The sequence below is a fragment of the Pseudoxanthomonas sp. CCNWLW251 genome, assembly GCF_037402255.1.
In the GTDB taxonomy this organism is placed as follows: Bacteria; Pseudomonadota; Gammaproteobacteria; order Xanthomonadales; family Xanthomonadaceae; genus Pseudoxanthomonas_A.
Genome location: NZ_JBBEGA010000001.1, coordinates 493,330 through 516,113, shown reverse-complemented (window position 1 = coordinate 516,113; position 22,784 = coordinate 493,330). Strand labels below are relative to the sequence as shown.

The 22,784-nt window shown below is 66.1% G+C and carries 17 protein-coding genes and 7 tRNA genes; 16 read left to right on the top strand and 8 right to left on the bottom strand.

Annotated features, from left to right (window positions below; genetic code table 11):
- Window positions 1–57: 57 nt before the first annotated feature.
- The 7 genes from WBN46_RS02435 to WBN46_RS02405 all read right to left on the bottom strand — a co-directional run bounded on the left by WBN46_RS02435 (window position 58) and on the right by WBN46_RS02405 (window position 10,270).
- Entirely contained in the window at window positions 58–1,026 is a 969-nt protein-coding gene (locus tag WBN46_RS02435) for an aldo/keto reductase (protein WP_337730159.1), read from the bottom strand.
- Between the two features lie 51 nt (window positions 1,027–1,077).
- Window positions 1,078–2,334, bottom strand: a complete 1,257-nt coding sequence (locus WBN46_RS02430) for an EAL domain-containing protein (protein ID WP_337730158.1) — start codon at window positions 2,332–2,334, stop codon at window positions 1,078–1,080.
- A 166-nt stretch (window positions 2,335–2,500) separates the two neighbouring features.
- Window positions 2,501–4,030 (bottom strand): exopolyphosphatase, encoded by a 1,530-nt coding sequence (ppx, locus tag WBN46_RS02425; protein WP_337730157.1) that lies wholly within the window; start codon window positions 4,028–4,030, stop codon window positions 2,501–2,503.
- Window positions 4,031–4,101: 71 nt separating this feature from the next.
- A complete protein-coding gene (gene ppk1, locus WBN46_RS02420) occupies window positions 4,102–6,189 on the bottom strand; it encodes a polyphosphate kinase 1 (RefSeq protein WP_337730156.1) in 2,088 nt (695 codons plus the stop codon).
- Window positions 6,186–7,526, bottom strand: coding sequence for a phosphate regulon sensor histidine kinase PhoR (phoR, locus tag WBN46_RS02415; protein WP_337730155.1), 1,341 nt, complete (start codon window positions 7,524–7,526; stop codon window positions 6,186–6,188). The genes ppk1 and phoR overlap by 4 nt, the downstream gene beginning before the upstream one ends.
- Before the next feature lie 314 nt (window positions 7,527–7,840).
- Window positions 7,841–8,530, bottom strand: coding sequence for a phosphate regulon transcriptional regulator PhoB (gene phoB, locus WBN46_RS02410; RefSeq protein WP_142123972.1), 690 nt, complete (start codon window positions 8,528–8,530; stop codon window positions 7,841–7,843).
- Window positions 8,531–8,629: 99 nt separating this feature from the next.
- Window positions 8,630–10,270, bottom strand: a complete 1,641-nt coding sequence (locus WBN46_RS02405; RefSeq protein ID WP_337730154.1) for a M48 family metalloprotease — start codon at window positions 10,268–10,270, stop codon at window positions 8,630–8,632.
- Between the two features lie 188 nt (window positions 10,271–10,458).
- On the opposite strand from WBN46_RS02405, the gene grxC reads away from it, so the two are divergent.
- From grxC to WBN46_RS02385, 4 genes are all read left to right on the top strand, one after another.
- Window positions 10,459–10,749 (top strand): glutaredoxin 3, encoded by a 291-nt coding sequence (gene grxC / locus WBN46_RS02400; RefSeq protein ID WP_225590822.1) that lies wholly within the window; start codon window positions 10,459–10,461, stop codon window positions 10,747–10,749.
- Window positions 10,746–11,138: a carboxymuconolactone decarboxylase family protein gene (locus WBN46_RS02395; protein WP_337730153.1), complete on the top strand. Its 393-nt coding sequence runs from the start codon at window positions 10,746–10,748 to the stop codon at window positions 11,136–11,138. The genes grxC and WBN46_RS02395 overlap by 4 nt, the downstream gene beginning before the upstream one ends.
- Window positions 11,139–11,381: 243 nt before the next feature.
- Window positions 11,382–12,389 (top strand): isocitrate dehydrogenase, encoded by a 1,008-nt coding sequence (locus tag WBN46_RS02390; protein ID WP_055941972.1) that lies wholly within the window; start codon window positions 11,382–11,384, stop codon window positions 12,387–12,389.
- 130 nt (window positions 12,390–12,519) lie between these two features.
- The gene (locus WBN46_RS02385) at window positions 12,520–13,863 is read left to right on the top strand and encodes a Na+/H+ antiporter NhaC family protein (RefSeq protein WP_337730152.1); all 1,344 of its coding nucleotides are present in this window, start codon (window positions 12,520–12,522) and stop codon (window positions 13,861–13,863) included.
- A 45-nt stretch (window positions 13,864–13,908) separates the two neighbouring features.
- Here the strand turns inward: WBN46_RS02385 and WBN46_RS02380 are convergent, their stop codons facing one another.
- A complete protein-coding gene (locus WBN46_RS02380; protein WP_337730151.1) occupies window positions 13,909–14,673 on the bottom strand; it encodes a Bax inhibitor-1/YccA family protein in 765 nt (254 codons plus the stop codon).
- 148 nt (window positions 14,674–14,821) lie between these two features.
- On the opposite strand from WBN46_RS02380, the gene WBN46_RS02375 reads away from it, so the two are divergent.
- The 12 genes from WBN46_RS02375 to WBN46_RS02320 all read left to right on the top strand — a co-directional run bounded on the left by WBN46_RS02375 (window position 14,822) and on the right by WBN46_RS02320 (window position 22,759).
- Window positions 14,822–14,898, top strand: a tRNA-Pro gene (locus WBN46_RS02375).
- 56 nt (window positions 14,899–14,954) lie between these two features.
- Window positions 14,955–15,031: transfer RNA gene (locus tag WBN46_RS02370), tRNA-Arg, on the top strand.
- Window positions 15,032–15,067: 36 nt separating this feature from the next.
- Window positions 15,068–15,144, top strand: a tRNA-His gene (locus tag WBN46_RS02365).
- Between the two features lie 74 nt (window positions 15,145–15,218).
- Window positions 15,219–15,294 (top strand) — tRNA-Lys (locus WBN46_RS02360).
- Between the two features lie 147 nt (window positions 15,295–15,441).
- Window positions 15,442–15,527: transfer RNA gene (locus WBN46_RS02355), tRNA-Leu, on the top strand.
- Between the two features lie 412 nt (window positions 15,528–15,939).
- On the top strand, window positions 15,940–17,232 hold the full coding sequence (tig, locus tag WBN46_RS02350) for a trigger factor (RefSeq protein WP_337730150.1): 1,293 nt from the start codon (window positions 15,940–15,942) through the stop codon (window positions 17,230–17,232).
- Between the two features lie 76 nt (window positions 17,233–17,308).
- Window positions 17,309–17,935, top strand: coding sequence for an ATP-dependent Clp endopeptidase proteolytic subunit ClpP (gene clpP / locus WBN46_RS02345; RefSeq protein ID WP_142123980.1), 627 nt, complete (start codon window positions 17,309–17,311; stop codon window positions 17,933–17,935).
- Window positions 17,936–18,063: 128 nt separating this feature from the next.
- A complete protein-coding gene (clpX, locus tag WBN46_RS02340) occupies window positions 18,064–19,347 on the top strand; it encodes an ATP-dependent Clp protease ATP-binding subunit ClpX (protein WP_142123981.1) in 1,284 nt (427 codons plus the stop codon).
- Between the two features lie 191 nt (window positions 19,348–19,538).
- A complete protein-coding gene (gene lon / locus WBN46_RS02335) occupies window positions 19,539–21,995 on the top strand; it encodes an endopeptidase La (protein WP_337730149.1) in 2,457 nt (818 codons plus the stop codon).
- A 106-nt stretch (window positions 21,996–22,101) separates the two neighbouring features.
- The gene (locus tag WBN46_RS02330; protein ID WP_337730148.1) at window positions 22,102–22,485 is read left to right on the top strand and encodes an HU family DNA-binding protein; all 384 of its coding nucleotides are present in this window, start codon (window positions 22,102–22,104) and stop codon (window positions 22,483–22,485) included.
- A 38-nt stretch (window positions 22,486–22,523) separates the two neighbouring features.
- Window positions 22,524–22,598 (top strand) — tRNA-Val (locus WBN46_RS02325).
- Between the two features lie 84 nt (window positions 22,599–22,682).
- Window positions 22,683–22,759: transfer RNA gene (locus tag WBN46_RS02320), tRNA-Asp, on the top strand.
- The last annotated feature ends 25 nt before the right edge of the window (window positions 22,760–22,784 follow it).

The window sequence follows — 22,784 nt, the reverse complement described above, 5'->3', positions numbered from 1 at the left end:
GATGCGGCATCATAAGCGCGGACTGCCGCGGGTAGACAGGTGGGGCCAGGGACTGCCTCAGGGCACGCGTTCGCCGCGCGCCGCAGTGAACAATGCGTACCAGTCCTCCCGGCTCAGCTCGACGCTGTCGGCTGCGCAGCACGTTGCCAGGTGAACCGGGTCGGTGGTGCCGACGATGGGTTGGATGCCGGCGGGGTGGCGCAGCAGCCAGGCAAGCTGGATGGCCTCCGGGGTGACCCCTTTTTCTTCCGCCAGTTGGCGGAGCAGGGTCGAAGTGTTGCGGACCACCGGATCGGCGAACTCCGAGGCAGTCGCGAACCTGCCGCCCGCCAGCGGCGACCACGCCTGCACGCGGATATCGTGCAGGCGACAGTAGTCCAGCGTGCCGGCCGCTGCCGCGTAGGCATGGCCGGTGGTGTTGGCCACCACGCCGTCGTCGATCAGGTGATGGTGCAGCAGGCTCACCTCCACCTGGTTGGCAACCAGCGGCTGCCGCACATGCCTGCGCAGCAGTGCGATCTGTCCGGCCGTGTGGTTGCTCACGCCGAAATGGCGCACCTTGCCGGTGGCATGCAGCGCGTCGAATGCACGCGCGACCTCCTCCGGCTCCACCAGCGCATCCGGGCGGTGCAGCAGCAGCATGTCGAGATGCTCCACACCCAGTCGCGACAGGCTGCGCTCGACGGAGGCCACGATGTGGGCCTGGCTGAAGTCGTAACGTCCCGGTGAGCCTGCCGGATCATCGGCAAAGCGGATACCACACTTCGACTGCAGCACCATGCGCTGGCGCAGACCGGGCGAGGCGCGCAGCACGTCGCCGAACACCTGCTCGGACTTGCCACGCGCATAGATGTCGGCATGGTCGAACAGGGTGATGCCATGGGCCAGCGCGGTTTCGACCAGGCGCTGTGCCTGGCGGCGTTCGTCGGCGGTCACCGGCGTGCTATCCCACGCGCGGCTCAGCTGCATGCAGCCATAGGCGATGCGCGAAACCGGGGTGTCGTCGGCGAGGAGGAAGGTCTTCATCATGTGCGTGCGGAGGGAGGAAGCGGCATCATGCCAGAGCGCTCCGGTGGTTCAGTTGCGCTGGCGTTCGGCCATGAGCTTCTGCGCCAGCGCCTCGACCTCCAGCGGTCGTGCCAGGTAATAGCCCTGCACGTCATCCACGCCGAGCGCCTGCAGGGCGGCCAGTTCCGACGCGGTCTCCACGCCTTCGGCGACCACGCGGGACTGCGTCTGGCGGGCGAACTCGATCAGCGCAGCAGCCAGCGCACGCCGTGGTGAATCGGTGTCGATGTCGCGGGTCAGGCTGAGGTCGAGCTTGATGATGTCCGGATGGATGGCCAGCACGTGCCGCATGCTGGCGTAGCCGGCGCCGGCATCGTCCACCGCCACGCGCACGCCGGCCTCGCGGAGCGGCACCAGGCGCTCGTTGAGCAGCTTGTAGTCTTCGACCAGCGAATGCTCGGTGATTTCCAGCACCACGCGATGCGGATCCAGGTCGTCGATGTAGCCGTCGATGCCGCCACTGATGATCGTCTGCGGCGAAACGTTCAATGCCACGTAGAAGTCGCCATGGACATGGCGGAGGCCATCCAGTGCCGACAGGATGGCGTTGAGCTCCAGGCGCACGCCCAGGCCGATCTCACTGGCTTCGGCGAACCACACGTCCGGCGTGCGGCGGGGTTCCAGGTCGAAGCGCGAGAGGCATTCCACGCCGATGATGCGGCGCGTGCTGCTGCGGTAGATGGGCTGGTACACCATGTGCGGCTGGCCCAGTTCCAGCACCGCGGTGATGCGCTCCACCTTCGCCTCGTGTTCCTGCACGGCATCCAGGTCGCCGTCGATCTGGTAGGCCAGCAGGTCGGCGAAGGCACGCATCATGTGCAGATCGCGCTGGCCCAGCGAGAGGTTGGACGACAGGCTGAAGCAGCAGAAGGTGCCGTACACGCGTCCGTCGCGCAGCTGGATGGGGACACTGATGTGCGCGCCGATCGGCACGGTGCGCGTTTCGGGCAGGTGCTCGAGCAGCGGGATGGCGGCGGTGTCGGGAATCAGCTGCGGGATGCTGCCTTCGACCACCCGCATGCAGTAGCCCTCGTCGAGTGGGCTGGAGTCGCCGGGCAGGATGGGCGCGCGGTCGAGCCGTGTGGCGACATGACGGAAGACGCGATGACGGCCATGGAATTCGCTGACGAAGGCCACGTCCATGTCGAGATGGCGGCGGACGGCATCCAGCAGGCGGTCCACGTTGCGGCTGATGGACACGGCTCCCGGGCCGCCTTCCAGCCAGGCGTCGGACAAGGGCGCCTCGGGATTGCTTCGATCGATCACGGCTTCCTCCTGAATGCACGTACGCGACGAATCATGGCCGTCGGACCGGCTCCCGCCACAGGAGCGGACGGGGAGGATGGCGTGGGGGAAAAGGGATGGGCCACGCCGCAAATCCGGGGCGGGTCCGAGTGTAACCTCAAGTCACACTAGAGGGGACGTGGGCCGTTCACGCCACGAAGGGCTTGAACGCCACGCCCAGGCCCTGCATGTCTTCGGGTTCGCCGACCAGGTCGGAGCGGAGCAGGGGGCGCGAGTCGATCCACTTCTTGCTGACCACCAGGTCGAGACGATCGCCGTTTGCGGTCAGGTCCAGCCGCGGGATGGCCTCCGCATCATGCGAGCGGTGCAGCAGCACCGCCAGCCGCAGCAGCGCGGCCTTGCGCTTGGCGCTCAGCAGCAGGCGGTCGGGCAGGGCATCGAAGGCCGTCTTGGGTACGCCGCGGCGGTGGGTGCGGACCAGCGCGGACAACACCTGCTGCTCCTGGCGCGAGAAGCCCTCGATGTCGGAATGCTCCAGCAGGTAGGCGCCGTGCACGTGGTACTGGCTGTGTGCGATGGCCAGGCCGATCTCGTGCAGGCGCGCGGCCCAGCCGAGCATCCGCGCATCGTCGTCGTCCAGGCTCCAGCGCTGTTCCACCTGCTCGAACAGGCGCATCGCGGTGGCTTCCACGCGCGCGGCCTGGAATTCGTCGATGCCGTAGCGCTGCATCAGCGCCGCCGTGGAAAGATCGCGCGGATCGTTGTCGCTGCCGCGGCCCAGCATGTCGAACAGGATGCCTTCGCGCATGGCGGCCTTGCTGACCATCAGGCGCTGCAGTCCCAACGCCTCGAAGGCCGCCTCCAGCACCAGCACGCCGCCGGCGATGATCGGCCGGCGGTCACTGGACAGGCCAGGCAGGTCGATGTCTTCGATGCGGTCGGCCTGCAACAGGCGGTCGCGCACCTGTGGCAGGGCCTCGGCGGTCACCGCGCCCTTGGTCAGCTTCATCGCCGCGCAGATGTCGCCGATGGCCTTGTTGGTGCCGGACGAGCCGATGGCTTCCTGCCAGCCCAGGTTGCGGTACAGGCCGGCGAACTGCTGGAACTCGGCGCCGATTTCGGTCAGGGCTTCCTTCCAGCGCTTGCGCGACAGCTTGCCGCCGGGAAAGAAGCGTCGCGTGCTGGCGATGCAGCCCGCCTGCAGGCTTTCGCGTTCCAGCGTCTCGAAGCCGCGGCCGATGATGAATTCCGTCGAGCCGCCGCCGATGTCGATCACCAGCCGGCGCTGATTGGACTTCGGCGGCTGGGCGTGCGCGACGCCAAGGTAGATGAGGCGCGCTTCCTCGCGGCCCGAGACCACTTCGATGGGTTTGCCGAGCGCGGCTTCCGCGGCGACCAGGAAATCCTGCGGGTCACGCAGTTGCCGCACGGTATTGGTGGCCAGTGCGCGCACGCGCGTGCCGGGGATGTCGCGGATGCGCTGGCCGAAACGCGACAGGCAGTCGAGGGCGCGCTGGCGGGCCGCAGCTGACAGTCCGCCCTTGCCATCCAGGCCATCGGCCATCCGCACGGTCTCGCGCAGCCGGTCCACCACGCGCAGCTGTCCCAGCAGTGATCGCGCGACCACCATGTGGAAGCTGTTGGAACCCAGGTCGATCGCGGCCAGCAGGTCCCCGTCCTGGAGCGGCGGGGAGGTGGAAGAGGTCAGGGGCGCCATGCGATCAGTTTAACGGGTGCGGGCACGCAATGTGTCAGCGCGACGATGCGACGCGAGGTCGCAGCGTCGCATCACACCTTCGCCAGCAGGGTGCCCTGCGCGGAGTGCGGCGCTTCCTCGCCCGGCGACAGCTTGAGGTAACTCCCGTCCGCCTGCAGTTCCCACGCATTGCAGTTGTCGTCCAGGTAGTTCTGCAGGCCATCCTTGAACACGCGCGCGGCGAGCTCCTTGTCGAGGATCGGGAAGCAGGTCTCCACCCGGTGCAGCAGGTTGCGCTCCAGCCAATCGGCGCTGGCGCAATACAGTTCGGGCGAGCCGTCGTTGCCGAACCAGTAGATGCGGCTGTGCTCGAGGAATCGCCCGACGATGGAGCGCACGCGGATGTTGTCCGAAATGCCGGGCACGCCAGGACGCAGGGCACACGCGCCGCGCACGATCAGATCGATCCGCACGCCCGCCTGCGATGCGGCATACAGGGCGCGGATGATGCGGGGTTCGTTGATCGCATTGATCTTGGCGATGATGCGGGCGGGCTTGCCGGCCCGGGCCAGCTTCGCCTCGCGTTCGATCTTCCTGATCAGCCCCGGGTGCAGAGTGAACGGCGACTGCAGCAGGCGCTTGAGCTTGGTGGTGGGGGCGAGGCCCGACAGCTGCTGGAACAGCAGGTGCACGTCGGTGCCGATATCCGGGTCGCTGGTCAGCAGGCCGATGTCGGTATACGCGCGCGCCGTGCCGCTGTGGTAGTTGCCTGTGCCCAGGTGCACGTACCGGCGCAGCTTGCGGCCTTCGCGACGCACGATCAGCAGCATCTTGGCGTGGGTCTTGTAGCCCACCACGCCGTACACGACCTGCGCGCCGGCTTCCTGCAGCTTGTCCGCGACGCCGAGGTTCGCATCCTCGTCGAAGCGCGCACGCAGTTCGACCACGACGGTGACGTCCTTGCCGTTGCGCGCGGCCTGCACCAATGCCTCGACGAGCGCCGAGTCCTTGCCGGTGCGGTACAGCGTCTGCTTGATGGCCAGTACGTCCGGATCGACAGCGGCCTGCTTGACCACCTCGAGCACGGCCGCGAACGAATCGAACGGGTGGTGCAGCAGCACGTCGCCGTCGGCCACCTTCTCGAAGATCGCATCGCTGTCGCGCAGCGTACGCGGGGTGAACGCGGGGTACTTCAGTTCCGGACGCTGCACCAGGTCGTAGACCTGGATCACGCGATTGAGGTTGACCGGCCCGTTGATCGGGTACACCGCGTTGTCGGGCAGGGCGAAGTTCTGCAGCAGCTGCCGCACGATGGGCTTGGGGCAGTCGTGCGCGATCTCCAGCCGCACGGCCGGCCGGTAGCCGCGACCGACCAGTTCATCGCGCAGCGCCAGCGCCAGGTTCTCCACTTCCTCCTCGTCGACCACGACTTCGGAGTTGCGGGTCACGCGGAACTGGTAGGAGCCCTTGACCTCCATGCCCGGGAACAGTTCGTCCACGAACACCGACAGCACCGACGAAAGCAGCACGAAATCGTTCTCGCCACCGGACACGCGCTGTGGCAGGTGGATGATGCGCGGCAGCGAGCGCGGCGCGCGCACGATCGCCAGGTGGCCGGCGCGGCCGAACGCATCCTTGCCCTTCAGCACCACCACGATGTTGAGCGACTTGTTGAGGATCTTCGGGAAGGGGTGCGCCGGATCCAGGCCCAGCGGCGACAGCACCGGCATGATCTCGTTACGGAAGTAGGCGCGCAGCCAGCGCTTCTGGCGCGCGTTCCAGCTGTCGCGACCGAACACGCGCACGCCGGCCTCGGCCAGGCTGGGGCGGAGCACGTCGTTCCAGCACTTGTACTGCGCATCGACCAGCTCGGCGGCGCGATCATGGATCCTGTTGAGCACCGTGGCCGGACTCATGCCGTCGGCACCGGGGGGCAGGCCGAAGTCCAGCGCATGCCGCACGGTGGCCGCGCGGATCTCGAAGAACTCGTCCAGGTTGGTGCATGAGATGCACAGGAAGCGCAGGCGCTCCAGCAGCGGCACCGACGGATCCTGCGCCTGCGCCAGGACGCGGAAGTTGAAGTCCAGCTGCGACAGTTCGCGGTTGAGGTAGAGCGAGGGGTCGCGCAGCGCGTCTTCGCCGGTCGCGGGGGTGGGCGTCGTATCCAGGGCGGCGTTCATGCAGTCTGGCTGTCCGTGATGATGGGGTGGGGGGCGTCGAGGCGTGGCTCCACGCGCTCGGCGCCGAAATGCACGGAGAACGTGCTGCCGTGGCCGACCTCGCTCTCGATCTCCAGGCGCGCCTGGTGCAGGTTGAGCACGTGCTTGACGATGGACAGGCCCAGGCCGGTGCCGCCGCTTTCACGCGAGCGGCTGGTGGAGACGCGGTAGAAGCGTTCGGTGATGCGCGGCAGGTGCGAGGAGGGAATGCCGTAGCCGGTGTCGCGCACGCTGAGCATGGCGCCGTCGCCTTCGCGCGCGAAACGCACGGTGATGGTGCCGCCCGCAGGCGTGTAGCGCACCGCATTGCTGACCAGGTTGGAGAACGCGCTGTGCAGTTCCTTGTTGGAGCCGGACAGGTCCAAGGGAGCTTCGTCCTGGATGACGATCGTGTGGCGGCGCTGGCTGAGCGCTTCGGCTTCACGGCGCAGGGTGGCCAGCATGGGCGCCATCGCGACATTCTCGTCGGGCAGACTGTCCTGCGCTTCGAGGCGCGAGAGCGTGAGCAGGTCTTCGACTAGCTGGGTCATCCGCTGCGATTGCTTCTGCATTTCGCTCAGCATCGGCGCCCAGTCCGGATACTCGGTGGGTTCCAGCATGTCTAGGTAGCCATGCACCACGGTCAGCGGCGTGCGCAGCTCGTGCGAGACATTGGCCACGAAGTCGCGGCGCATCTGCTCGAGCCGCAGCATCTTGCTGACATCGCGCGCGACCAGCAGCCAGTACTCGTCGGAATACGGGATCAGGCGCAGGTTGAGGCGCAGGTTGGGATCGACCGGCGAGGCTGCATCCAGCATCGGTTCGGCATTGCGGCCGGCGGCCAGCCAGTGCGACATCGGCAGCGGCTGCAGGCGATCACCGACCGGGGCGCCGATGTCCGTCGGGTACTGCAGGCCGAGCAGGCTGGTGGCGGCCTTGTTGAACCACTGCACGCGCTGGCTGTTGCGTTCCACCACCACGACGGCATCCGGGAGCGCGGCGGCGGCGGCGCGATACGCGCGCAGCATGTCGAGCAGGCGGCGCTTGCGGGTGCGCATTTCGGCCTGGCCACGGAACAGCAGGCGATCCAGCTCGTTCCACACCCCCCTGCCTTGCGCCGGCTCGAGTCGCTGGCGTGCGGTCAGGCGCAGCAGCACCTTGCGCAGGCGCCAGTAGTGCCACACGACCACGCCCAGCGCGGCGATGGTCACGATCGGCCACACCTGGCCGACCAGCAGGCCCACCACCACGGCCAGCGCCAGGATCAGCGCCAACTGGCCGAGCGTCTTGAACCAGGCGGAACGGATGTCATGGGGCATGGGGCGATTGTAGGCAGATGTGTATGACAGGAGGGATGGGACTGCAGGGGGTGTGATGGGTAAAGGGATCGGAAGATGGTCAGCCGGGGCGCGATGTGCCGTGCGGGCAGTGGTCCGTCGTCATCCCGGCTAACGCTGGGATCCATGTCGCTCTTGGCGCAACTTGCGTCACTCCAGAGCAGGAACAACGGCGAACGCAAAATGGATCCCAGCCTTCGCTGGGATGACGAAAGGGGGCGGCAGTTTGTTCCTCACATCCCCAGAGCGGTGGAAAAAGGCGCGTTCACACCGACTGTCCGGACCTTCCGGAATCGTCACATCGAGGCCGAGAAGCGGTAACCGGAACCGCGCACGGTCTGCACCATGTTCTCCAGGCCGTGCGGTTCAAGCGTCTTGCGGAGGCGCCGGATATGCACGTCGACCGTGCGTTCCTCGACGTACACGCTGCCGCCCCAGACGTGGTCCAGCAGCTGCGTGCGCGAGTAGACGCGCTCGGGGTGGGTCATGAAGAAGTGCAGCAGGCGGTACTCGGTGGGGCCGATGGCGACCGGCGTGTCACCGGCGAACACACGGTGGGCGGCGCCGTCGATACGCAGGTTGCCCACGGCGACGCTGCCGTCTTCGTCATCGTCGCGCGAGCGGCGCATCACCGCGCGGATGCGGGCCAGAAGTTCGCGCGCGGAGAACGGCTTGACCACGTAGTCGTCGACGCCGGCTTCCAGGCCGCCCACGCGATCGTTTTCTTCGCCACGGGCGGTGAGCATGATGATGGGCACGTCGCGAGTCATCGCGTCCTTGCGCCAGCGGCGGGCCAGCTCCAGCCCGCTGGTGCCGGGCAGCATCCAGTCCAGCAGGATCAGGTCCGGTACGCGGTCGGCGATGGCGTTCTGCGCCTCGCGGGCGTCGCCGGCATGGATGGGCTCGTATTCGCCCTTGCGGAGGGCGAACGCCACCATGTCGCGGATGGCGGGCTCGTCGTCAACGATCAGGATGTGCTTCTGCACGCAAAATCCGGGGGCGAGGGGGACCGTGCCAGTAGACGACAATTTTATGACGTTTACATGACGCGCCGTCGGACTGTCACAAGGCGCGCCGAATGAGGGTCAACGGCGCTCGACGTCGGGGTCGCGGATGCCCTGGCGGCGCAGTTCGAGCACTTCCGGGGTGATGGTGGCGATGCGGGCATCGATCCTGGCGCGGGCGTAGAAATCCAGGTCGCCCTGGTTCTTGAGATTCTGCAGCTGGATCAATGCCTGCTCCGGCCGGCCATTCAGGTAGGCGGCCTCTGCGTAGGCTTCGCCGGCACGGGCGGTGTCGCCCGCCAGTTCGTTGGCCCTGGCGAAGTGCTGCTGGAACACCGGATCGTCGCCCGCGCGCGCCATCAACGGGCGCAGGATGGCTTGCGAGCGCTGCCCGGCCTCGCGTCCGCCCTGTTCGTTCAGCACCTTCGCATAGGTCAGGACCGCCGGGCGGTTCTGCGGAAGTCGTTGCAGCAAGGCGTCGAAGCGACGGTTCGCCGCCGCCGGATCGCCGGTGCGCGATTCCGCCTCGCCCAGTGCCAGCGTTATCCAGAGGTTGTCGGGATGTTCGTCGTCCAGGCGGCGCAATTCCGTCAACGCGGTCCTGCTGTCGCCGCCCTGCAGATGGGCGATGGCCAGTCCGTAGCGCTGGGGTGCCGTCAACGGCTTGCCGGCCTGCCGGCGCAGCGTTTCGTACTCCCGTACGGCGGCAGAAGGCGTGCTGGCGCTGAGTGCCCGCAGGCGTTCGCGCGCCCAGTCGAACTGGCCGGTATCGCCACGCTGGAAGACCTGGGAGGGCAGGGTCACAGGGATGGGCAGCAACGGGTTGTCGCTACGCGACTCCGGTAGCGTCACGCCTCGCCGGTCGAAGCGTTCAACGTGCTCGCCACCGGGAACGCGGGTGGTCGCGGTGATCTGGTCGCCACGCAACTGGTCGGCGCGTTGGCGGGCTTCGCTGATGCGCGTGGTGGTGACCGGGTGGGTCTGCAGGTAGTCCGGCACCTGTTCGCGCCCGCTGCCGCGGCTGGCGCGGGTGGCCTGCTGGAGTTTGGCGAAGAAGCCGGCCATGGCGTCGATGTCGTAGCCGGCGCGGGACAGGGTGCGGATGCCGACGCGGTCGGCCTCGGATTCGTTGGAGCGGGTGTAGTCGATCTGGCGCTGCTGCATCAGGCCCATGGCCGAAGCGATCGCCGCCTGGGAGGCATCGCCGCTGGAACTTCCGCCCGCCGCCTGGGCCAGCACGATGGCGCCCAGCATGCCCAGCAGGATAGGAACCTGGTCGCGTTGCGCCCGCTCCACGCCGCGCAGCACGTGTTGCTGGGTCACATGGGCGATTTCGTGGGAGAGCACCGCCGCCATCTCGTCTTCGCGATCCGCCGTCAGCACCAGGCCGGCATTCATGCCGATGTAGCCGCCCAGCGTGGCGAAGGCATTGATCTGCCGGTCGCGCATCATGAAGAACGTGTACGCCTGCTGCGGGTTGTCGCTGTCGGCGCCCAGCCGGCTGCCCACGGTCTGCAGCCAGTCCGTGATCAGCGGGTCTTCCAGCAGGTACCCGTAGTTGCGGAGTTCGCGCAGCATCATGCCGCCGTACTCGGCCTGGCGCGCCGGGGTGAGCAGCTCGCCTGCGGATGAGCCGATATCCGGCAGGCGGCTGTCCTGGGAGGCTGCCAGCGGTGCCGCGAGGGCCAGGGTCAGGGCAGTGGCAAGCAGGATGGGACGCAAACGGGGGCTCCGTGGCGGATAATGGGGGTCTCGATCAGGATGACGGGTCGCTGATCCGGGCGAGTGAATACGTGGTTAACCGGACCAGTACCGGTCCGCACTGTTCCATGTCGCCGGCTGTAACCCGACCCCGTCGACCCGATATTGGTTGGGACCACAGCATGTCCCTTTCGTTCCGGAGAACTCCCTTGAGCGACACCCCGCAAGGCGCCCCCGCCCCCGAGATCACTCTCTACAGTACCGCCATCTGCCCTTACTGCGTGGCGGCGAAGAACTTCCTCAAGAGCAAGGGCCAGACCTGGACGGAAGTACGCATCGACCTTGACGCGGACGCGCGCGAGAAGATGATCGCAAAGGCCAGGCGTACCAGCGTGCCTCAGATATTCATCGGCGAAACCCATGTGGGCGGCTACGACGACATGATCGCGCTGCACCGTGCAGGCAAGCTGGAAGCCCTGCTCGCAGGGGAGGCGGCATGAGCGCGGCCGACGATGGCCAGGACCGCGTGAAGGCATTCACCGAGTTCCGGCAGCGGATGAACAAGCGCATCCTGGATGAACCCAACCAGGTCGTCCGCCGCTTCTTCGCCCTGGACACGCAGACCTACCAGGCAGGCGCGCTGGACGTGAAGACGAAGGAACTGCTGGGCTTGGTGGCTTCGATGGTGCTGCGTTGCGACGACTGCATCAGCTACCACGTCGCCCAGTGCAAGGAGGCCGGCGTCACGCGCGAGGAATTCTTCGAGACGTTCTCGGTGGGCCTGGTGGTGGGCGGCTCCATCGTCATCCCGCACCTGCGCCGGGCGGTGGATTTCCTCGACCAGCTGGAAGGCGGGCAGGCTGACGCGCCGTCGGCGCACGACCACTGAGGCTGGGGCAGGGACAGGGCGCAGGCATCCCCGAGCACCTCGGCTGCCTTCGTGCAGTCCGTTCATCCCACTCCCGTCATCCCGGCGCACGCCGGGATCCGACTGGATCTTGGCAATGCCTCCGACCATCGTCGATTTGGGCCCCCGAGGGGGCCTCGGGCATAATGGCGCGCACAGACCTTCCCCTTTGCGTCCGCGCCGGCCCCCGGCCAGCGCGCGCCCCTGTTCGGAAACACCACTCAAATGACCCAGACGATTACGGTCATCCGCGGCGACGGTATCGGCCCGGAGATCATGGACGCCACCCTGCACGTGCTTGACGTGATGAAGGTCGGCCTGACCTACGAAGAAGCCGATGCCGGCCTGGTCGCGCTGGAAAAGCACGGCGACCTGCTGCCGCAGGCCACCCTGGATTCGATCCGCAAGAACGGCGTGGCGTTGAAGAGCCCGCTGACCACGCCGGTGGGCGAGGGCTTCAGCTCGATCAACGTCGCGCTGCGCCGCCACTTCGACCTGTACGCCAACGTGCGCCCGGCCAAGTCGTTCCCGAACACCAAGTCGCGCTTCCCGACCGGCGTTGACCTGATCACGGTGCGCGAGAACACCGAGGGTGCGTACATCGGTGAAGGCCAGTCGATCTCGGAAGACGGCGAAACCGCCCTGCTGACGCAGAAGATCACCCGCAAGGGTTCCGAGCGCATCGTGCGTTACGCCTACGACCTGGCCCGCAAGACCGGCCGCAAGAAGGTCACCATCGTCCACAAGGCCAACATCCTGAAGACCACCTCGGGCCTGTTCCTGAAGGTCGCGCGCGAAGTGGCCGCGCTGTACCCCGAGATCCAGACCAACGAGATGATCGTGGACAACACCTGCATGCAGCTGGTGATGCGTCCGGAGCAGTTCGACATCATCGTCACCACCAACCTGTTCGGCGACATCATTTCCGACCTGTGCGCCGGTCTGGTCGGCGGCCTGGGCCTGGCACCGGGTGCGAACATCGGCGTCGACGCGGCGATCTTCGAGGCCGTCCACGGCTCCGCGCCGGACATCGCCGGCAAGGGCGTGGCCAATCCCTGCGCGCTGCTGCTGGGCGCGGCCCAGATGCTGGACCACCTGGGCCAGCCGGAAAAGGCCGAGCGCCTGCGTGCGGCGATCATCGCCACGCTGGAAGCCAAGGATTCGCTGACCCCGGACCTGGGCGGGGAGGGCACCACGATGTCGTTCGCGAAGGCGATCGCCAGCCGCGTCTGAGCCCACATAGCCAGGCAACGCACTGACGGGACGCACAGCGTCCCGTTTTTGTTTGCATGTGTCCCATCCATGAGGTTGGATGGGAGACCGAGGGCACGCACAATCCGGGCCCCACGCAGAAGGCCCCGTCATGTCCGTCCGTCCCAGCGCGCTGGCGCTGACTCCGCTGCTGCTGTTCCTCGCGCTGTTCTTCGGTGCCGGGTTGTACTTCACCGCGCAGGGCGAGGCGATGGGGTTCTATCAGTTGCGCGCGCCGGTGGCGATCCTGCCGGCGCTGGCGCTCGGCGTATGGCTGGCGCGTCGTCGTGGCGTGCCTGCGCAGCAGACGCTGCTGGCCGGCATGGGCGACAGCAACGTCATGCTGATGTGTCTGATCTTCCTGCTGGCAGGCGCGTTCGCCACGGTATCCAAGGCGATCGGTGCGGTGGATGCGGTGGTGGCGCTGGGCCTGGGCGCCTTGCCGGCGAGCCTGATCCTGCCGGGATTGTTCCTGGCGGCGGCGTTCGTTTCGCTGTCGATCGGCACCTCGATGGGGACGGTGGCGGCCGTGGTGCCCATCGCATTGGGCGTTGCCGATGCCGCAGGGCTGGACCGGGTGCTGGTGGTCGGCGCGGTGCTTGGCGGCGCCATGTTCGGCGACAACCTGTCGATCATCTCGGACACCACCATCGCCGCCACGCGCAGCCAGGGTGCGGAGATGCGCGACAAGTTCCGCGAGAACTTCAAGATCGCGTTGCCGGCCGCCATCGCAACGCTCGCGGTACTGGCAACGCTCGGCGACGCGGCGCCGGTGGCCGCGCCCGATGCGGCTTCACCGTGGCTGGTGTTGCCCTACGTGCTGGTACTCGGGCTGGCCCTGGCCGGGCTGGACGTGGTGCTGGTATTGGCCATCGGGCTGGTCGCGGCGGGCATCTTCGGTTTCGTGCTGGCGGACGACTACGACGTGGTGTCCTACGTGGGCGACATCTACGTGGGCTTCGAGGGGATGGTCGAGATCACGCTCCTGTCCATCCTCATCGGCGGACTGGCCGCCCTGATCAAGGCCACGGGAGGACTGGACTGGCTGGCGCAGGTCATCGCGAAGTTCGCGCGGGGGCATACGGGGCGCCGGTCCGGTGAAATCAGCATCGCGGCGCTCGCGGCTGGCACCGACGCACTGACGGCGAACAACACCGTCGCGATCCTGGTCACCGGCAGCCTGGCCAGGGACATCGCCCAGCGCCATGGCATCAGTCCCCGGCGCGCGGCGAGCATGCTCGACATCTTCGCCTGCGTGGTGCAGGGCGTGCTGCCCTACGGCGCACAGATCCTGCTGGCGGCCTCGCTGGCTGCCGTGTCGCCGCTGGCGCTGGCCGGCAGCGTGCACTACTGCTGGTGGCTGGCGGGGTCGGCGCTGGTGTTCATCGCCTGGTCGACGCGGCGCGCCGCCGAGGTCGCGGGCCCAGCGCCACCGGACGAGACGGTCGGCTCATGAAAAAAGGGGCGCCGAGGCGCCCCTTTTCTTTCGCGAGGAATGGAATCAGTCGCGCGATTGCAGTTTCGACAGCAGGCGCAGCAGCTCCAGGTACAGCCACACCAGCGTGACCATCAGGCCGAAGGCGCCATACCACTCCATGTACTTCGGTGCGCCCTGTTCGACGCCGGTTTCGATGAAGTCGAAATCCAGCACCAGGTTCAGTGAGGCGATGACGACGACGAACAGGCTGAAGCCGATGCCGACCAGGCCGGATTCGTGGATCAGCGGGATCTTGATGCCGAAGAAGCCCAGCGCGATGCTCGCCAGGTAGACCAGTGCGATGCCGCCGGTGGCCGCCACCACGCCCAGCTTGAAGTTCTCGGTGGCCTTGATCAGACCACTGCGGTAGGCGAACAGCAGCGCGAACAGGATGCCGAAGGTCAGCATCACCGCCTGCATCACGATCCCGCCGAACTGCGCGTTGTACACCGCAGAGATCGCGCCCAGGAAGAACCCTTCGACCAGCGCATACAGCGGTGCGGTGACGGGCGACCAGGTCTTCTTGAAGACGGTGATCAGCGCCAGCACCAGGCCGCCGATGGCGCCACCCCACATGTACACCGCGAAGCCGGGAGCGGGCAGGCCGTCCGGGCCGAGGGCCTGATTCCACGAGAACGCCGCCGTCAGCACGGTCAGCAGCAACAGGATGCCGGTCTTGTTGATGGTGCCGTTGAGCGTCATCGCCTCGCCGTCGCGCGAGACGACTGTCCCGCTGCCAAGGTCGAGGAAGGTGGATTCCTTCAATGCCGGATTGCCGCTGCGCATCATCGTTCCCTCATGTGGTTGCCGGACGTCTGTCCCCAGCGCCTGAGCATATCGCAAGCGAAGGAACATCAGGTTTCGTTTGACAGCAGGGCCGCAGGTTCCGACAATACGCGACCTCGTTGGCGTCCAGACGCCATGCCGGGACCCTCGTCGGGGTATAGCGCAGTCTGGTAGCGCATCTGCTTTGGGAGCAGAGGGTCGGGGGTTCGAATCCCTCTACCCCGACCAGTCTGATGCAGTGCCAGTGTGTTCCGGCATGACGGGGATGCGACAATCCGGACCGGGCGCCCGTAGCTCAACCGGATAGAGCACCGGCCTTCTAAGCCGGCGGTTACAGGTTCGAGTCCTGTCGGGCGCGCCACTTCCGGTGCGATCCGGAAGGATGCAGGTTTCAGTGGTGGCTGTAGCTCAGCTGGTTAGAGTACTGGATTGTGATTCCAGATGTCGGGGGTTCGAGTCCCCTCAGCCACCCCACTGATCGAGGATCTCCGCACTGCGGGGGTTCACAGAAAAAGAAGATGCGGTTACACTACGCAGCCAGTTTTTCGGGGCCGTTAGCTCAGTTGGTAGAGCAGTTGACTCTTAATCAATAGGTCCAAGGTTCGAATCCTTGACGGCCCACCAAACCCGAAAACGCCCGGCTCACGCCGGGCGTTTTTCTTTGCGTGACGATGCACCTTGGCGTGGGTCGGTGGGTGCCGTCCGATGGGGTCGACAGTCGCTTGTCGTCTTCCGGCCCCGGCCGGCTCGCGCGTACAATCGCCAAGCCTTGCGAAAGTGGCGGAATTGGTAGACGCACTGGATTTAGGTTCCAGCGGGTAACCCCCGTGAGGGTTCGAGTCCCTCCTTTCGCACCACCCACGCCGCGCTGTAGACCGGAAAGTACGGTCGTGAACCCGCCAGGGCGGGGAGCGGCCGGCTTCGTGAACGGGTGATCCCGGTACCGGGCGCCGAAGAGGGCATGGCGCCATGCGTCCTGGCGTACGCCGATGATGAACCGCCGGCCATCCCTGCCGTCGGAAACTCGTTGATGAAGCTCCAGCGATGGGCCCCATCGATCTCGTCGAGGCCCGGGGCCGGGCATGGCGCCAGAAGCCCCTGTGCCCGGACCGGCCCATGCCTCCACCCGAAACGCCCGCCCCGCTGGCAGCCCGCCCCGGAATCAGCGAAACTATCAAGTTCCGCCGGGCGGGCCTTGCGCGCTTGCCCCAGGCGTCCCGGATTATCAACATCGCCCCGGCTGTGCCGTGGCCGCAGGAGTCAGTGAGTATGCAAGTTTCGGTCGAATCGGTCGGCAACCTCGAGCGCCGCATGAGCTTCAGCCTGCCGGCTGAGCGCCTGGACACCCACATCGGCGGTCGCCTGCGCGAACTGTCGCGCACCGCGCGCATCAAGGGGTTCCGTCCCGGCAAGGTGCCGGCGAAGGTCATCGAACAGCGTTATGGCGAGCAGGTCCGCGCCGAGGCGCTCGACGGCCTGCTGCGCGAGACGTTCAACAATGCCGTGCGTGAGCAGGAACTGCAGCTGGCCGGCAATCCGCGCATCGAGAAGCAGGGCGAGGGCGAGCTGGATTTCGTGGCCACGTTCGAAGTGGTGCCGGACTTCGGCGACGTCGACGTCGCCAAGCTGACCGTGATCCGCCACGCCGCCGAAGTGACCGATGCCGACATCGACCAGATGGTCGACAACCTGCGCATGCAGCGGCGTACGTTCCAGGTCGTCGAACGCGGCGCAAAGGAAGGCGATCGCGTGGCGCTGGAGACCTGGTCGCAGGCCGGTGACGAGCGCATGCCGGCGGAGGGCATCGAGAAGGGTGCCACGCTGATCGGGTCGGGCGTGATGTTCGGTGAGATCGAACAGGCGCTCGTGGGTCTGGCCAAGGGCGACGAAAAGACGGTGTCGGTCACTTTCCCCGCCGACTGGCGCGTTCCGCCGCTGGCGGGCAAGCAGGTCGACGTGCACGTCAAGGTCACCGAGGTGGCCGAGTCGGTGCTGCCTGAGGTGGACCGCGAGTTCATCCGCAGCTTCGGCGTGAAGAGTGGCGACGCCGAGCAGTTCCGGGCGGATATCCGCAGCAACCTGGAGCGCGAGCTCAAGGGTGCCCTGATGACCCGCCTGCGCCGCGAGGTCGGGGAGCAGCTGATCGCCGTCTATTCGCACGTCGAAATGCCGCCGCGCCTGGTCGAGAACGAGGCGCGCGTGATGGTCCAGCAGGCGGCCGAGCAGGCCCGCCGCCAGGGCCAGCAGGTGCAGGTCCCTGACAACGCCTACGAGGGCTTCCTGGATGCGGCGCGCAAGCGCGTGCTGGTTGGCCTGCTGGTGGGCGAGGTGGCCCGCCGCAACCAGCTGCGCCTGGACTCCAAGCGCCTGAACGAGACGTTGCGTCTGATCGCCTCGACCTACGAGGAGCCGGAGCAGGTCATTGAGTTGTACCGCAACGATCCCCAACTGATGAACAGTCTGCAGGGTCGTGTGATGGAAGAGCAGGTGATCGACTGGATCGCCGAGCGCGCCCAGCACACCGAGCAGACGCTTTCCTTCCAGGAAGCCATCCGCAACTGAGCCGGGCACCCGTCCGGACAGAAGGTCCGGCTATCCTAGGCCGGACCTTCCCACGAACGACAGGCGCGAGAACCGAATGAGCATCCAAACCCAAGCCCTTAACCTGGTGCCGATGGTGGTCGAGCAGACCAGCCGCGGCGAGCGCGCCTACGACATCTATTCCCGCCTGCTGAAGGAACGCGTCATCTTCCTGGTCGGCGGCGTGGACGACCACGTGGCGAACGTCATCGTGGCCCAGATGCTCTTCCTCGAAGCGGAAAATCCCGAGAAGGACATCAGCCTGTACATCAACTCGCCGGGCGGCGTGGTGACGGCGGGCATGGCGATCTACGACACCATGCAGTACATCAAGCCCGACGTCAGCACCATCTGCGTGGGCCAGGCGGCCAGCATGGGTGCGCTGCTGCTGGCATCCGGCGCGAAAGGCAAGCGGTATGCGCTGCCGAACTCGCGCGTGATGATCCACCAGCCGCTGGGCGGCTTCCAGGGTCAGGCCACGGACATCGACATCCATGCCCGCGAGATCCTGACCCTGCGTGCCCGGTTGAATGAAATCCTGGCCAAGCACACCGGGCAGTCGCTGGAGACGATCGAGCGCGACACGGAGCGCGACAACTTCAAGAGCGCGGCCGATGCCCAGGCCTATGGACTGGTCGACCAGGTGCTGGAACGTCGCCCCGACGACTCCATCCAGTCGGCCTGATACCCCGGATTGCCCGCTTTTACGGCACGAATCCCCCTGTTCACGGACCCGGCTGACACGCCGGGGCCGTGTGCTATTCTCCGACCGCAAGCCCCCGAGGGCAGGTTGAGCGACCGAGTATTACCAGCATGAGCGAAGATCGTCAGGGCCGTTCCGGCGACAGCACCAAAATCCTGTACTGCTCGTTCTGCGGCAAGAGCCAGCACGAGGTGCGCAAGCTGATCGCGGGTCCCAGCGTGTTCATCTGCGATGAATGCGTGGAGCTGTGCAACGACATCATCCGCGAGGAGCTGGAAGAGAAGGCGCAGTCCGCCCGTAGCCACCTGCCCAAGCCGCGCGAGATCCTGGAAGTCCTGGACCAGTACGTGATCGGTCAGAACCGCGCCAAGCGCACGCTGGCGGTGGCGGTCTACAACCACTACAAGCGCATCGAGAGCCGCAGCAAGAACGATGAGGTCGAACTGGCCAAGTCGAACATCCTGCTGGCCGGCCCGACCGGTTCGGGCAAGACCCTGCTGGCCGAGACGCTGGCGCGCCTGCTCAACGTGCCGTTCACCATCGCCGACGCCACCACGCTGACCGAGGCCGGTTACGTGGGCGAGGATGTGGAGAACATCATCCAGAAGCTGCTGCAGAAGTGCGACTACGACGTCGACAAGGCTCAGCAGGGCATCGTGTACATCGACGAGATCGACAAGATCTCACGCAAGAGCGAGAACCCGTCGATCACCCGAGACGTGTCCGGTGAAGGCGTGCAGCAGGCGCTGCTGAAGCTGATCGAAGGCACTGTGGCCAGCGTGCCGCCGCAGGGCGGCCGCAAGCACCCGCAGCAGGAATTCCTGCAGGTCGATACCAAGAACATCCTGTTCATTTGCGGGGGCGCGTTCGCCGGCCTGGACAAGATCATCCAGCAGCGCAGCACCGAGGCCGGCGGCATCGGGTTCGGCGCCAAGGTGAAGAGTTCCGAGAAGAAGTCGGAAATCGGCAAGGTGTTGTCGGAGGTCGAGCCGGAAGACCTGATCAAGTTCGGTCTGATTCCCGAATTCGTGGGCCGCCTGCCGGTGGTCGCGACGCTGGAGGAGCTGGACGAGACCGCGCTGGTCAAGATCCTGACCGAGCCGAAGAACGCCATCACCAAGCAGTTCAAGAAGCTGTTCGAGATGGAGGGAGTGGAACTGGAGTTCCGTGCGGACGCCCTGTCCGCCATCGCCCGCAAGGCGCTCAAGCGCAAGACCGGTGCCCGTGGCTTGCGTACCATCGTCGAATCGGTGCTGCTGGATACGATGTACGAACTGCCTTCGCTCGAAAACGTCAGCAAGGTGGTCGTGGACGAGTCCGTCATCGAGCACAAGTCCGAGCCGTATCTGATCTATCAGAATCCGCCCGCACCGAAGGTCGCGGCCGCCGAGTGATCGGCCCCGTGATGCGGTCGACGACAGGCGCCCTCGTGGCGCCTGTTCATTTTTCGCGCGCCGATTCCAACCCACTGCTTTTGTTGCGGTTTCAGGCCCGCTATTGCATCCCGATGCCGATGGCCCCATAACGGCCCCATTGGTGTTTCGACACCCCCGCATTCCGCATTCCGCACTTCGCTGGAGCCCCCATGCCCCGCCATCCCCAGACTGAAACCCTCGACCTGCCGGTCCTGCCGCTACGCGACGTGGTGGTGTTTCCGCACATGGTCATCCCGCTGTTCGTCGGGCGCGACAAATCCATGCGTGCGCTGGAACAGGCGATGGAGGCCGACAAACGCATCATCCTGCTCGCGCAGAAGTCCGCGGAAACCGACGATCCCGCTGCCGCCGACCTGTACACGGTCGGCACCCTGGCACAGGTGCTGCAACTGCTGAAGCTGCCTGACGGCACGATCAAGGTGCTGGTCGAAGGCACGTCGCGCATCAGCGTCTCCAACGTGGACGAACGCGATGGCGCGCTGTACGGGCAAGGCGAGGAGATCGACTCCACCGACGGACGCGAGCCGCGCGAGATCGAGGCGGTTGCGCGTTCGCTGATGGGCCTGTTCGAGCAGTACGTGAAGACCAACCGCAAGCTGCCGCCCGAGCTGCTGCAGACGCTGGCAGGCATCGACGAACCCAGTCGGCTGGCCGATACCATTGCCGCGCACCTGGGCGTCCGCCTCAGCGACAAGCAGCGTTTGCTGGAGACGATCGAAGTCGGTGAACGGCTCGAGCTGCTGGTCGGTTTCGTCGACGGCGAGATCGACGTGCAGCAACTGGAGAAGCGCATCCGCGGCCGCGTGAAGTCGCAGATGGAGAAGAGCCAGCGCGAGTACTACCTCAACGAACAGATGAAGGCCATCCAGAAGGAGCTGGGCGAGCTCGACGAAGCGCCCAACGAACTGGAGGACCTGGCGCGACGGATCGCCGAGGCGGGCATGCCCAAGCCGGTGGAGACCAAGGCGCGCAACGAGCTCAACAAGCTCAAGCAGATGTCGCCGATGTCGGCGGAAGCCGCCGTCGTGCGCAACTACCTGGACTGGGTGTTGGGCGTGCCGTGGAACAAGCGCACCAAGGTCCGCAAGGACCTGAAGGTCGCACAGGACACCTTGGACGCCGACCACTACGGTCTGGAGAAGGTCAAGGAACGCATCCTCGAGTACCTCGCGGTGCAGTCGCGGGTGAAGAAGCTGCGCGGACCGATCCTGTGCCTCGTGGGACCGCCGGGCGTGGGCAAGACCTCGCTCGGGCAGAGCATCGCGAAGGCGACGAACCGCAAGTTCGTCCGCATGTCGCTGGGTGGCGTGCGCGACGAGGCCGAGATCCGTGGGCATCGCCGCACCTACGTGGGTTCGATGCCGGGCCGCATCGTGCAGAACCTCAACAAGACCGGCAGCAAGAATCCGCTGTTCGTGCTGGACGAGATCGACAAGATGTCCATGGACTTCCGCGGCGATCCCTCGTCAGCCCTGCTGGAGGTGCTCGATCCCGAGCAGAACAACGCATTCAACGATCACTACCTGGAAGTGGACCTGGATCTGTCCGAGGTGATGTTCGTCGCCACCTCCAATTCGTTGAACATTCCGGGTCCCTTGCTGGACCGCATGGAAGTGATCCGCATCCCGGGATACACCGAGGATGAGAAGGTCAACATCGCGCAGCGCTACCTTGTCCCGAAGCAGTTGAAGGCCAACGGCCTGAAGGCGGACGAGCTGAAGATCGCCGAAAGCGCGATCCGCGACTTGGTCCGCTACTACACCCGCGAGTCGGGCGTGCGCAACCTGGAGCGCGAAGTCGCCAAGATCTGCCGCAAGGTGGTGAAGGAGATCGCGCTGGGCGGCGCCAAGGCGTTGGCAAAGAAGAAGACGGCGAAGGCGGCCACCGTGCAGGTCGGCTCGAAGAATCTGGAGAAGTACTCCGGCGTGCGTCGCTACGACTTCGGGCGCGCGGAGGAGCAGAACGAGGTGGGTCTGGTGACCGGTCTGGCATGGACCGAAGTCGGTGGCGATCTGCTGCAGATCGAGGTGGCGCTGGTACCCGGCAAGGGCGGCATGATGCTGACCGGACAGCTGGGCGACGTGATGAAGGAGTCGGGCTCCGCCGCCTTGTCGGTGGTGCGCAGTCGCGCGGCCAGCCTGGGTGTGGATGCGGAATTCCTGCAGAAGCACGACGTGCACCTGCATGTACCGGATGGCGCCACGCCGAAGGACGGACCCAGCGCCGGCATCGCGATGGCGACCGCGCTGGTGTCCGCGCTGACGAAGAATCCGGTTCGCGCCAACGTCGCCATGACCGGCGAGATCACGCTGCGGGGACGGGTCACCGCGATCGGTGGGCTGAAGGAAAAGTTGCTCGCAGCGCTGCGTGGCGGCATCAACACCGTGATCATTCCTGACGAGAACAAGAAGGACCTCGCGGATATCCCCGCCAACGTCACAGAGGGCATGAAGATCGTGCCGGTGAAGTGGATCGACGAAGTGCTGGACCTGGCGCTGGAACGTCCGCTGGCCCCGGTACCCGCCGATGGCGGAGGCGAGCGCACGGTGCCGACGGCGGAGAAGGAAAGCGACAAGGGATCGCAACAACCGGGCGTGAAGCATTGAACGATGTGACGGATGGCGGCTGGAATCGCCCCGAAACCCGCGTCATTGCTGGGTTTTCGGCTTGCGTGGCATTTTTTGCACTGGTATAACGGCGTCACCCGCGCACATGGGGCGATGCCTCGCTGTGCGTGGATATAACGACCGGTTCCCGCGAGGCGAGCGAGCCCCGAGGTCCCGGTTACTCATTCCGCGGTTGTGCCGCAAAGGGAGTTACTCAATGAACAAAACCGAATTGATTGATGCCGTCGCCGACGAAGCCGAAGTGTCCAAGGCCGAAGCTGGCCGTGCCGTCGACGCCGTCATCTCCAGCATCACCAAGGCCCTCAAGAAGGGCGACACCGTGACGCTGGTCGGCTTCGGCACCTTCCAAGTCCGCAAGCGCGCAGCGCGCACGGGCCGCAACCCGAAGACCGGCGATACCATCAAGATCAAGGCTTCCAAGAACCCGGCCTTCAAGGCTGGCAAAGCCCTGAAGGATGCCGTAAACTAATCGACTCGCTGCCGATGGCAGGGTGCGTGATGCACCTGGGGTGCTTAGCTCAGCGGTAGAGCGTCTCCCTTACACGGAGAGGGTCGGGGGTTCGAAACCCTCAGCACCCACCACCTCGGGGCGATGCAAGGTTAAAAAATTTGCAGGACGGTCTAGCGGAAACCGCGTAAATCGTCTTACAATGTCTGTCTCAGCGCGGAGTGGTAGTTCAGTCGGTTAGAATGCTGGCCTGTCACGCCGGAGGTCGCGGGTTCGAGTCCCGTCCACTCCGCCATTACACCCGGAAAGCCCGCGAAAGC